This window comes from Paenibacillus sp. OK076, from assembly GCF_900110055.1.
Taxonomy (GTDB): domain Bacteria; phylum Bacillota; class Bacilli; order Paenibacillales; family Paenibacillaceae; genus Paenibacillus.
In genome coordinates, this window is record NZ_FOCH01000001.1 from 2,052,305 (window position 1) to 2,064,413 (window position 12,109).

At 45.7% G+C, this 12,109-nt stretch carries 9 protein-coding genes; 7 read left to right on the plus strand and 2 right to left on the minus strand.

All coding sequences use genetic code 11. From position 1 onward, the window contains the following. Positions 1-147: 147 nt before the first annotated feature. Positions 148-1,878, minus strand: a complete 1,731-nt coding sequence (locus BMY78_RS09310; RefSeq protein ID WP_371129126.1) for a cellulase family glycosylhydrolase — start codon at positions 1,876-1,878, stop codon at positions 148-150. Positions 1,879-2,185: 307 nt separating this feature from the next. Between BMY78_RS09310 and BMY78_RS09315 the strand changes: the two genes are divergently transcribed. The 4 genes from BMY78_RS09315 (at position 2,186) to BMY78_RS09330 (ending at position 8,146) form a co-directional block, all read left to right on the plus strand. Next, positions 2,186-3,016 (plus strand): amidohydrolase family protein, encoded by an 831-nt coding sequence (locus tag BMY78_RS09315; protein WP_090897126.1) that lies wholly within the window; start codon positions 2,186-2,188, stop codon positions 3,014-3,016. A 466-nt stretch (positions 3,017-3,482) separates the two neighbouring features. Next, entirely contained in the window at positions 3,483-4,925 is a 1,443-nt protein-coding gene (locus BMY78_RS09320) for a 6-phospho-beta-glucosidase (protein ID WP_090897127.1), read from the plus strand. A 286-nt stretch (positions 4,926-5,211) separates the two neighbouring features. Then, a complete protein-coding gene (gene licT / locus BMY78_RS09325) occupies positions 5,212-6,042 on the plus strand; it encodes a BglG family transcription antiterminator LicT (protein WP_090902232.1) in 831 nt (276 codons plus the stop codon). 214 nt (positions 6,043-6,256) lie between these two features. Continuing rightward, a complete protein-coding gene (locus BMY78_RS09330; RefSeq protein WP_090897128.1) occupies positions 6,257-8,146 on the plus strand; it encodes a beta-glucoside-specific PTS transporter subunit IIABC in 1,890 nt (629 codons plus the stop codon). Positions 8,147-8,248: 102 nt separating this feature from the next. Here BMY78_RS09330 and BMY78_RS09335 read toward each other — a convergent pair whose 3' ends face one another. Continuing rightward, on the minus strand, positions 8,249-8,839 hold the full coding sequence (locus BMY78_RS09335) for a biotin transporter BioY (protein ID WP_090897131.1): 591 nt from the start codon (positions 8,837-8,839) through the stop codon (positions 8,249-8,251). Between the two features lie 112 nt (positions 8,840-8,951). On the opposite strand from BMY78_RS09335, the gene BMY78_RS09340 reads away from it, so the two are divergent. From BMY78_RS09340 to BMY78_RS09350, 3 genes are all read left to right on the plus strand, one after another. Further along, positions 8,952-9,815, plus strand: coding sequence for an energy-coupling factor ABC transporter ATP-binding protein (locus tag BMY78_RS09340; RefSeq protein ID WP_177185690.1), 864 nt, complete (start codon positions 8,952-8,954; stop codon positions 9,813-9,815). After that, entirely contained in the window at positions 9,800-11,554 is a 1,755-nt protein-coding gene (locus tag BMY78_RS09345; protein ID WP_090897137.1) for an ATP-binding cassette domain-containing protein, read from the plus strand. Before BMY78_RS09340 ends, BMY78_RS09345 begins: the two co-directional genes overlap by 16 nt. 98 nt (positions 11,555-11,652) lie before the next feature. Then, positions 11,653-11,958 (plus strand): hypothetical protein, encoded by a 306-nt coding sequence (locus BMY78_RS09350; protein WP_064638752.1) that lies wholly within the window; start codon positions 11,653-11,655, stop codon positions 11,956-11,958. The last annotated feature ends 151 nt before the right edge of the window (positions 11,959-12,109 follow it).

Genomic DNA, 12,109 nt, shown 5'->3' on the forward strand with positions numbered 1-12,109 from the left:
CACCTGATCATGGGTTCCTGTCGCCAGTCCGATGAACCGAGTATCAATGAAAAACGTTGTGTCCGGAGCCTGTTGCCCTGGACACAACGTTTCGTGAATTTTTATGTGCTGATTCCTATGTGCTATACATTGAATTGTGAAACCCTATTAGGAAGAGATTCCGACTACACTGGAACCATTCTTCGTTATTTTGTACGTAATGACGTCTCCGCTCCAGAAGTGGAACTTGAGAATAACTTCGCCATTATTCGTTTCATTGAAGAAGTTTTGTTTCAATTCAATCACGTTGCTGCTATAATTCGGACTGAAAGTGTAGGAAAATTCTTTGAACGAAGTCCAGTTTTGCGGACCTGCGTTTCCGCCACTTGTATAAGTGGCTTCCATGGTGGCCAGCTGATTGCCATTAAAGGTTGTCGGAATCGCAAACGAGCTCGTTGTGCCCGTTACATTGCTCAGTTTAGGCGTATCATACTTGATGATATTCAGGTTCCAGTTTGCGCCTTTGTTGAATTTGACGGTCAGCTTGGCATTAACCCCAAGATTGCCGGACGTGGTCAGTCTGCTTAACAGGCTTGATTTCAATGTGAGCACATCACCACTGATCGTATAATCTGTACCTTGAACAAGAGTTGTGCTGCCATTAGCAAGAGAGCTAAATGTATTGCCATTGAGATTCAATTTTACTGTTTTATCCTGAATTGCAGCCCCTTTTTTCAGATAAACCAGATCGGATTCAGCTGTGGAGGAACGACCAGTCCAGCTTGCTTTCATCGTGTTATACAGATCCGGATCAGACCAGGTGAAGCTGGTACGGCCAAAATGCTGTCCATTATCCCATAACATGGTGGTCATCTGTTTCTGACGCAGGTACTGGCCGATAAATTCAAAGAATTTTAACTTCTCACCTTGCTCAATGACACCTGTGTGCTGATCAAAGCCGAGCAAGCCATACTCACCGACGATTACCGGAATACCTTTGGCTGTGAATGCATTGTACACTCGGTCAAATGTATCGATAATATCCTGCTGCACTTCAGCATTATATTTGGTGTACCCTGCGATATTCACGCTGAATGGCCAGAAACCATAGTAGTGAACGGTAGCGATAATGTTAGGGTCATTTAATTTCGCAATCGTCTGGGATAATGCATCCAGATCTGGTTGAGCGGAAGAGGTATGCATCGTTGGCAGGACCAATGGACGTGTTGCGTTATTTCCCCCCGATGCTCTCACGATGTTATGAAAAGATACATTTAACTCATCCAGCAAAGCGTAAGCAGTAGCGGTATTCGTTGTACCACCTTCCGTGATGCGTGGTTCATTTACACTTTCGAACATCAGCTTCGTGGATGAGTTTTTGAATTTGTTTGCAATTTGAGTCCAGGCTGAGTTGTAACGAGCAAGAACATTGGCATGGTCATTCTCCATATAGCTGATCCACTGCCATGAATCGTGATGGATATTGATCATGACATACAGATTGGCATCAAGCGCCCAGTTTACAACCTGTTGTACACGATTCATGTAAGCGGTATCAATTGTATAGTTGGGTGCTCCTCCTATATGAGCTTGCCAGGTCACTGGAATACGAATGCTCTTGTAGCCTTGATTAGCAATATTTTGAATCAGCTGCTGAGTGATCAGCGGGTTACCCCAGGCCGTCTCATCTGTACCAACGGCGTCCAGCGAGTTTCCCAGATTCCAGCCCGGTTCCATCGCATTAACATAGGACTGAATATTCGTTGGAGCAGCGGCCGCACTTGCCTGAATAGATTCATCTGTAGCAGCAGAAGCGATGGCGGATGACAACAGGGATAGAATCATTGCCGTTACGATAGTGAGCGAGAGGAACGATCTGCGTTTTTTGTTCATTAACATATTCTCCTTTGTAATGATTATTGTTGAACTAATATAGAGCGCTTACAAAAAAAATGAAGATTTAAGCTCGGCATAGAACAGGATTCTGGATAGATTTAAATGGAATCACCACCAAATTAAGTATTGAAAACGTTTTCTGAAATGCAAATATAGCACGATTCATCGAAAGTAAACACCCCCGTAATTAGCACAAAATCCATGTCATAATTAGTGATTAATGGATTATTTTATTCTAAATTCATTCAAATAAATAGCGTTGCATTACATCCGTGGTTGAAGTTAAATAAATCTCAGGAGGGGATATTAAATGAGACTGGATGCGCATCAACATTTCTGGAATTATAATATTCGTGAATATGGTTGGATCGAGGAACAGATGAGCGTCATTCGACGATCGTTTCTTCCAGAAGATTTGGAGCCTCTGTTAACCCGTGCAGGGGTATCCGGTTGTATGGCGGTACAGGCTAGACAATCGTTGGAGGAAACCGAATGGCTTCTGGACTTGGCAGAACGGCATGAGTTCATCAGGGGTGTTGTGGGGTGGGTGGATCTGTGTTCTGTAGAAGCTGAGCATCAACTTGAGAAGTATGCATCAAGCCCTTGGCTGAAGGGGGTGCGTCATGTAATACAGGATGAACCGGATGTCCAGTTTGTATTGCGTGACGATTTTCAGCGCGGAATTGCTTTGCTACAGCAATATAATCTGGCCTACGATCTGCTCGTGTCCAAGGAGCAGCTCCCTTATGCTGTAGAGCTGGTTAAGATGTTTCCTGAACAGCGATTTGTACTTGACCATTTGGCGAAGCCCGATATTAAGGCAGGAACGGTTTCCCCTTGGAAGGAAGCGCTATACTCTTTGTCAGAACAACCGAATGTATACTGCAAATTATCTGGAATGATAACGGAAGCCGATTGGACAAACTGGAAACAGGAGGACTTTGCCCCTTATCTGAATATCGCCTTAGAAGCCTTTGGTCCAGATCGGGTGATGTTTGGCTCGGATTGGCCTGTATGTACGGTGGCTGGTACATATGCTCAAGTGCTTGAGATTATCACAAAGCATACTTCTTGCATGTCTGAGGTAGAGAAGCAGATGATATTCGGCGGCACCTGTGCTACCTTTTATCAGTTATCGTGATTGAATTAGACAGCAGAATCAGGCTGCACGATGTTGACAGGTCCCCTAATTCTTGTTAAAGTTTTAACCAATCCGCATAATTGTGATCTGGGAATGTTACCGATATGGGCATAACCTGAGCTGGCTTGTATACACTGCAACGTGTATTCGGGCTGGTTCGGGTTTTTTGTATTTAAGTTGAAAGAACGATTTTACATTGGACACTGCGCTGCCAGAACAATTCTCCGATCGCTGTTATCCCCAGATTTCTGGATTCCCTTTTTAAAGGGAAACCCAGGGATAAAGGCGAAGCGTATGCTTCCGAAGCAGCTTTCTTTCAGAACGCTTTTAGCGTTGCTTCTCCAGATTTTATCTGTCCTCTCCGTTTATGAAGTAAATGTGTAGTTCAACTTAAATATTTTGTCTTATTCATGTTTCATGCGATTGGAGCGGATAACAGAATTACATATTTGGAAGGAGAATACGAATGACTAATTTTAAGTTTCCCAAAGACTTTTTGTGGGGTGGAGCCATTGCTGCCAATCAGGCAGAGGGTGCTTATCTGGAAGATGGCAAAGGGCTGAGCATTGTTGACCTGCTGCCGACAGGAGAGAATCGCAGAAGCATCATGAAGGGTAATGTCCCTGCATTAACCCCGCTGGAAACCGAGTTTTATCCTTCGCATGAAGCGATTGATTTCTATCATCGTTATCCCGAAGACATCGCGCTATTTGCGGAGATGGGATTCAAAGCGCTGCGTGTATCGATTGCCTGGGCACGGATTTTCCCCACCGGAGAAGATGCACAGCCGAATGAAGCGGGTTTGCAATTTTATGATCGATTATTCGATGAACTGTTGAAGCATGGCATCGAGCCTGTAGTAACACTTGCTCACTTCGATGTACCGGTTAATCTGATTGAGAAATATGGCAGCTGGAGAAGCCGTGAGCTGGTGACTCTGTTCGAAACCTACGCGAAAACTGTATTCAGCCGTTATAAGGACAAGGTGAAATACTGGATGACGTTCAACGAAATTAACATGCTGCTGCATCTGCCATTCCTTGGTGCGGGTCTGGTCTTCAAGGATGGTGATCATGTCAAAGAGATTCAGTATCAGGCAGCACACCATCAACTGGTGGCAAGTGCACTGGCGGTTAAAGCCTGTCACGAGATCATCCCGGACGCAATGATCGGCTGTATGCTTGCGGCAGGAAGCTTTTATCCTTATACCTGTAATCCGGAAGATGTGTTCCAGGGCATGGAGAAAGACAGGGAGTCTTACTTCTTCATTGATGTTCAGTCGCGTGGAGAGTACCCAGGCTATGCCAAACGTTTCTTCAAGGATCATGGATTGAATATTGCCATGCAGCCAGGTGATGCGGAAATTCTGAAAAACCATACGGTTGATTATATCGGGTTTAGTTATTATTCAAGTCGTACAACCTCCACAGACCCGGAAGTCGTCAAAAACATGACGAGCGGCAATGTATTTGGTTCTGTAGCCAATCCCTATTTGGCCAAATCGGAGTGGGGCTGGACGATTGATCCCAAAGGCTTCCGTATTACAGCCAATCAGCTGCATGACCGGTATCAAAAACCGCTGTTTGTTGTAGAGAATGGATTTGGAGCCAATGACGTGGTTACCCCTGATGGTGAGGTTGATGATGAATACCGGATTGATTATCTGAAACGCCATGTTGTCGAGATGGGTGAAGCTCTGCAGGACGGTGTAGAGATCATCGGTTATACAAGCTGGGGCCCTATCGATATTGTCAGCGCTTCTTCAGGCGAGATGAGAAAACGCTATGGGTACATCTATGTGGACCGTGACAATGAAGGTAAGGGTGATTTGAAGCGGATCAAGAAAAAGAGCTTCTATTGGTACAAAAATGTAATTCAATCCGATGGCAGCAATTTAGAATCGGAATAAGCAGGGGAAGAGGAGGGATATTCTCCATATCATATCGGAAGGACCACGCTTCATGGAACTTCCGATTGTTCCCTCGTTGAAAGCGTTGACATATGTGTCTCTTCGCGCTATACTTGACGCAATTATATCGTTTTGGGATTGTTACTACTTGAAGTAGGCAAAACCTAAGCACCAAAAAAAGCAGACCGACATGTCTTGTTTATTTTGTGATGCTTCAGGTTTTTTTTGTATGCCCAAAAGGCGATATATGACTGCCAAGAGAGTGGATCGTGACGGGGGGATTGAAGTGAAAATAGCAAAGGTTATCAACAATAACGTCATTAGCATCTATCAAGCGGATGGAGCAGAGCTTGTAGTGATGGGGCGTGGGATTGCCTTTAAGAAAAAGCCGGGGGATAAAGTAGACGAGACCCGCATCCAGAAAGTATTTGCGCTTAAAAACAAGCAGACATCCGACAATTTCAAAATGCTGCTGCGCGAAGTGCCTATGGAACTGATCGAAATTGTGGAAGAAATTATTACCTACGCCAAAGAAAATCTGGGCCGTAACCTGAATGAAAATATTTACGTTTCCCTAACAGATCATATTAACTTTGCGATTGAACGATATCGTGAAGGAGTAGAAATCAAGAATGCACTGATGTGGGAAATCAAACAGCTGTACAAGGCGGAGTTCGGACTGGGTCTGAAAACGCTGGAGCAGATCAAGTCCAGACTTCATATCGAGCTTCCACCGGATGAAGCTGCGTATATTGCCCTGCACATTGTCAATGCGGAGATGAATGAAGAAGTCATTACAACGATGAACATCACGAAGTTTATTCAGCAGATTATTAATATAGCGAAATATCACTTCAAGATGGAATTCGATGAGGAGTCTCTCAGCTATTTTCGCTTCATTACGCATCTGAAGTTCTTCTCCCAGAGGGTATTAAGCGGCACGCATTATGACAATAATTATGACCACTTTTACGACATGATCAAAGAGAAGCACCCGGAAGCGGCGGCATGTACGGAGAAAATCGAAATGTTCGTCAACAAGGAATACAACCATCAGCTTACCAACGAAGAGAAATTGTATCTGACCGTCCACATTGAACGGGTCGTTAATCGATAACAATTAAAATGTTGACAAATTTGGTTAAATCATAATAATATGAGATTAACAGGAATTGAATACGATTTAACTGGGATTGTTACTGGTTATGCAGGCAAAACCTAAGTCATGAGAAGGCAGGACCCATGTGTCCAAACCTTACTCTAGGCTTAGGTTTTTTGCGTGCAAAAAAATCGGTATGATGCCTGTTTTAGTAAATATGGGGGTGCACATCATGAGTCAGGAAAAACTCGCAAAAGAGATCGTCGAGCTTGTCGGCGGGGAAAAAAATGTGGTATCACTGGTACATTGCGCAACACGTTTGCGGTTTGTATTGAAAGATGACGCCAAGGCAGACAAAGCCAAGCTGGAAAAGACAGAAGGAATCATCGCAGTCAAGGAAAACGGGGGACAGTTTCAGGTGGTCGTTGGCAATAAGGTGCCTGAGGTTTATAACGCCATTGGTCAGATCAGCAACATTTTGGATGACTCTTCCGAAAAGGAAAAGTCCAAGAAGTCCGCAAAAGGCTTAGGCGGCATTATCGATGTGATTTCCAGTATATTCGCACCGCTGCTAGGGGTAATGGCGGGAGCCGGTATATTGAAAGGGCTGCTGCTCATTGCAAGTAATGTCGGCTGGCTGGAAACGACAGAAACCACGTATAAGATCCTATTTGCAGCAGCAGACAGCTTGTTTTATTTCTTACCTTTGCTGTTAGCGGTTACAACCGCTCGCAAATTCCAGGGTAACATGTTTGTGGCGATGACCATTGCTGGCGCATTAATCTATCCTTCCATCGTCACGCTCAAGGCGGAGGGAACGCCAACCGATTTCTTCGGTATCCCTGTGATATTGATGAATTATTCATCTACCGTTATCCCTATTATTCTGGCAGTCATCGTCATGAGCAAATTGGAGAAATTCTTCAATAAGGTTCTTCACGAAAGTGTGAAAAATTTTGTCACTCCATTATTTTTGCTAGTCATTATGGTTCCTCTTACCCTGCTCGTATTCGGTCCATTTGGAGTATATGTAGGTAATGCCATTGCATCAGGACTGGTGGCCGCTTTTGGATTCAGTCCGTTATTGGCAGGAGCCGTTATGGGTGCAAGCTGGCAGCTGCTCGTTATTTTCGGAATTCACTGGGGGCTCATTCCCGTATTTATCAATAACGTTGCTGTATATGGACGTGATGGTGTCAAACCGGCTGCGACGGCTTCCATCTTCGCACAGACTGGTGCTGCATTCGGTGTTATGCTGAAAACCAAAAATAAAAAGCTGAAAACGCTGGCGGGTTCATCTACACTGACAGCCTTGTTCGGGATTACGGAGCCTGCCATCTATGGTGTTACTCTGCCACTCAAACGTCCATTTATCGCAGGAGTGATCGGGGGTGCCGTTGGTGGAGCCATCATTGGTCAAGCAGGTACTCAGGCATTCGCTTCAGGCGCTCCAGGACTGTTGACTTTGCCGATCTTCTATGGACCGGGTGGAGAGGGTTTCCCTGGACTGATTCTTGGGATCTGCGTGTCCTTTGTTGTTTCGGCTGCATTGACGTACATTATGGGATTCAAAGATCCGGTTGAAGAGGAAGAACAAGAAAAAAGCACGGAATCTACCACTCCATCAGTAAGAACAGCGGATTCCGTTGATCAAGAAGTTCTAAACCCGATTGAGGGGACCATTGTTGAACTGACTGAGGTGCCAGATCCGGCATTTTCATCCGGTGCGATGGGCAAAGGCATTGCGATTGAGCCGGCAGTTGGCCGAGTCGTTGCTCCTTTTGACGGTACCATTACCGTGGCTTTCAAAAAGAAACATGCCCTGGCTGTTGTATCAGATACAGGTGCGGAGATTTTGGTCCATGTCGGAGTGGATACCGTTAAGCTCGATGGTCAGCACTTTACATCACATATTCAGGAAGGTGATCGGGTTAAAGCAGGAGATTTGCTGCTGGAATTCGATATCGCTGCAATCAAGGCCGCTGGTTATCATACGGTAACCCCTATCATTGTTACGAATTCTGCGAATTATGAGGAAGTAGTTCCTTTGATTACGGGACAAGTTCGGGTACAAGAGCCGTTACTTACCCTGTATGGTGGAAAAGGACAGGAACAAGAGTAGAAATAACAAAAGCCGTGTCCAACGTGGAACAGAACGTTTTCTGTTTACGTGGACGCGGCTTTGTTCGTAATTTCAGTTCAAGCTTACGCTAACCAATTACGATTAGGATTCAACCTTTACAACCGTTGAGTTCATGTTGCCTGTCAGTCGTTGTGGAGGGAAGACCATGCGTACAGGTGCGATGATGATCGCAGCGAACAAGGCTTTGATCAGATCACCGATGATGTAGGGATAGAACCCTTGTATCATGGCTTCGGGTAACGACATTTTGTAAGCATAGGCCAGCCATGGCACGCCCGAAACATAGATCAACATTGAACCAAATACCTCAAATACAATAAAGGCCAGGAAATAACCAACGAATCCGTTCAGTTTGATTCTGCTGAGTAATAACCCAATGAGCAATGCGGAGAAGGGCCACATCATGACATATCCCCCGGTAGGCCCAAGGAGTACTGCAAGTCCGCCTGCGCCATGCAGAAGCGGGAATCCAATTGCAGTCAGAATGACGACCAGAGCGATACTTAGAAAACCATATAATGGGCCAAGCAGTCCGCCTGCCAGCATAACCGCAAGTGTTTGCAATGTAATCGGCACAGGAGAGAAACCAATGGGAATACTTATGTAACCAAAAAGAACAAGTATGGCTGCCATGAGTGCGCTGAAAACAATACCTCGCAAAGATAATTTCATGTTTGAACATTCCTTTCAATTTTGGTAATCTTATTGTTAACCGATTAAACGGATGTGGTTAACGATTTGGATCGTACCACAAAAGATTCAAAAGGGAAAGGACCAATTTGCGATGCAAGACGTTACACCTTTGATTACACTGGATCAAGTTCGTGTTCATTATGCGTCCGAGTCAGGACGTGTTCGTAAGGCAGTGGATGGAGTTTCGCTGAAATTAGCTCCGGGAGAATGGATAAGTATTGTGGGAGCCAATGGTAGCGGCAAAAGTACACTGGCTGGACTGCTGATTGGATTCATTCCGCTATCCGGCGGAGAAAGAAAGGCTGCTCCAGAACTGGTTGTTCGTGGAGTCCTCCAGCAGCCTGATGCGCAGGTACTTGGAGATACCATTGAGGAGGAATTTCATTTTGCCTTATCTTCGCTGCTGGAATCTCCTGATGAACAATTACGTCGGAGAGAGCACGCATTACATACGGTAGGACTTGAACACCCGCCACAGGCGGCGATATCGATGCTGTCTGGAGGACAGAAGCAGTTGCTTAATATCGCGGTAGCGCTGGCGGCCAAGCCGGATGTACTCATTCTGGACGAACCTACAGCCATGCTTGATCCGGGAGCCAGAGAACGAATGGAAGCGGTAGTTCAAACCATTGTCCAACAAGGGACGGCGGTAATCTGGATTACGCATCATTTGGAAGAAGCGACCTTGTGCGATCGAATTATTGCCATGGAGCAGGGACGCTGTGTTTACGATGGAGCGCCTGCGGCTTTCTTTTATGGGAAAGATAAGGAAGAGACAGCGGCTGACGCTGGAAAAGAAGTAAAACAACCCTCTCCCTGCAAACAGCTTGGGCTTGCTCCACCTTTTACAGTGCAGACGGCTCTACTCCTGAAACAGAAAGGTATGCTGCAACATGCAACACCTCTGCGACCAGAGCAGTTGGTTAAGGAGGTAACGCTTTGGCAATCGAATTAGAACATGTAGGTATAGTTTCATCACAACCTGACAAAAGAGCGCTGCTTCAAGATATCACTGTCCGACTGAACCGTGGCGAAATTACTTTATTGTTAGGCTGCACAGGATCAGGCAAAACCACAATGCTGCAAACCATCGCCGGTCTAAAACCGCCAGATACGGGTAGCCTCAAGCTGGACGGACAGCCTTTCTGGCAGAACGGGAAAGTACCACAGTCCATTCTGCTGCAAATGGGGTTGGTCTTTCAATTCCCAGAGCAACAGCTGTTCGCCCGAAGCATTGGGCGTGAATTTGCTTATTCCCTGCGTCCATATCGGCTACCGGATGAACAAAAGAAAAAGCAGATTTCCGAGACACTGGAACGTTGGGATTCCCCAGCAGGTCAGGGAGAGGGAGACAGATTCCATTCGGACAGATCCCCCTTTGCACTAAGTGGGGGAGAACGGAGAAGATTAGGGCTTGCCTTGGGAACTGCGACGCAGCCTTCATGGCTATTACTCGATGAACCCAGCGCCGGATTGGAAGCGCAAAGTGTTGTCATGCTGCTGGATGCATTGGATCAGCATCGAACTGCAGGTGAGGGAGCTATTGTGGCTACACACGACCTGGACACATTTTTGCCGCATGCAGATCGGGTTCTTTTGTTGCAAGAGGGACGTCTGGTTGCTGATCTCACACCACTGGAAATTCATACAAGGCCAGATCTGCTGGAGCTTGCCGGAATTGGTCTGCCACATTCTATGCAACTGGCACAACAATTTGCGGCGGCGGGCATTCATTTTCCGTGTACTGCGTTGACTCCGGAGGAAATGGCTGAAGGTATCGTTCAGTCCGTCAATGAGCCTTTAGAGCCGAAGGTTGATGTTATTGGTAATGAGGATCAATTCAGAATAGATGAAGCAAAGCTTGCCTTAACAAGCTCCGATACTTCGGGAGGAAAAGGCACACAGGAGGCCATATACGCCCACGTTGAATCAGGATCAAGCAGAGGATTGTATGGTGCTATGGACCCGCGTCTGAAATGGATTTTATACATTTTACTCGTGACCGCTACGATGCTTCAACACCACTGGTTAGGTCTCTCCCTTACGTTGGTGCCAGTCATCTTGGCGCTCGTTGTGCTGCCACGGCAGGCACTTATGGGATGCTTGAAATTAATGAAACCGCTCGTACTGTTCTTTATCGTATCAACCGCGTTGTCAGGGACGACTCTTTCTACAGAAGGTGGCGGTCTGCATTTCGGATTTTCCCTGATACAGGCGGAGGGGACGTTACTGAATGTATATCGTTTGTTTATCGTCACGTTGGCAAGTCTTTGGTTTTCACTGACTACACCTTATGGTCGCATGGTCGAGGGACTGAATTGGGTGCTTGGTATCGGCAAAAAAATTAAACTGCCCGTGTCGTCGTTTGCACTCGCCGTGTCCTTAATCTTTCGTTTTATCCCGATGATCTGGAGTGAATGGCAGCGATTCTCGCTGATCGTCCGGGCACGCGGCAAAGCTGCATTACGACCGAATACGGTACGTGTGCGTGATCTTGGTCCAATGGTCATTCCCTTGCTCATGGCGCTGTTTCAGCGTGCAGAAGATATGACAATTGCGATGGAAATGCGGAAAGTTAGAGAGAATTCCCTGCTTGGAGCACGTTCCTCCTTATTGGTATGGTCCAAACGAGATACATGGATTTGCATCTTCGGACTTATTGTTTTTGTATTTTATATCTGGATTAGAGATTGAAGAATGGATTTTAGCCATGGTTCATGCATAAATCCTTTCATTTCCGTTCAAAATAAACATGCTTTGATCACCACGAAGCAGATATGGAGGGACGAACGATGAAGGATAAATTTTTGCAAGAAGAAAGGCAAGAATATACCGATGTGTCCACGGTGGAGTCGCAGCGAAATGATATCACACTCGAAGAGTTCCCTGAAGGTCCTTACGGCTCATCTCTAATGTCTGAATCTCTTGGCAAAAGCTCGCCATGGCGAGTGGATCAAAGGACCGCGCATCGTTTCGATTATGAAAATCATGAGCTGCACGAAGGGGAAGTTCGGGATTATCCCGGTCAGGACGTTTACGATGAAACGGTTCCCGATAATGTAACCAAGCCTCAATACCCGGAAGAAGAAGAATCGTAAAGACGTATTATATAAAATAGATGATAGCCTTCGGCAGGATTTTCCTGTCCGGGGGCTATTTTTAGTTGTATCGTTGATGAAAACAATTCTCCTCAAATTCCACAATATGGGTTATCATAGGCGTAGCTCATATTAAATTGATAACAATTCA